This window comes from Faecalicoccus sp. LCP19S3_E2 (assembly GCF_052121255.1).
Lineage (GTDB): Bacteria > Bacillota_I > Bacilli_A > Erysipelotrichales > Erysipelotrichaceae > Faecalicoccus.
Genome location: NZ_JBQKEP010000045.1, coordinates 1 through 502, shown reverse-complemented (window position 1 = coordinate 502; position 502 = coordinate 1). Strand labels below are relative to the sequence as shown.

The following is a 502-nucleotide window of genomic DNA, read 5'->3' as shown; positions in this document are numbered from 1 at the left end:
CAGTGATACAACAAATACCATTTTTTCTCATACAAGAAGCCATTATCATACATGGACCACCTTTATTGCCTGCGAACTCAATCAGATGACACTGGAACAGGAGGTTGTGGCTACAGGAAAAAGTAAAACGACCTGTTTTCATATGCGTCATAAACTTTATACAGCGATTGGAGCCCATATCCGGAATACTCTTTTAAAAGGAATCGTTAAGATGGACAGTACATTTACCGGTATCAATCTGAAAGGTATGAAAGCTAAGAATATGCCCCGGATAAGTAAGGTACGAGGCAAATCAAAAACAGATACGAACCGCAAACATAAGCGGGGAATCAACAGTCACAAGGTTTGTATTGTGACTGCCATAGATGAATGGGATACCATGTTGTTTGAAATAGCCGGTAACGGAGCAGAAAGCACGGAAAAATATCAAAAATATATTGAACGATTCGATGAAGACTGCACAATTGTTTCTGATGGCAAACAGGCCATTCTTGAGTTCGCC

General features: G+C 40.0%; 1 protein-coding gene. It reads left to right on the top strand.

Features of this window, described 5'->3' with window-relative positions; genetic code table 11:
- Nucleotides 1-502 (top strand): hypothetical protein (locus tag ACTQX6_RS12640; RefSeq protein ID WP_441657567.1); only part of this gene is annotated, 502 nt, incomplete at both ends.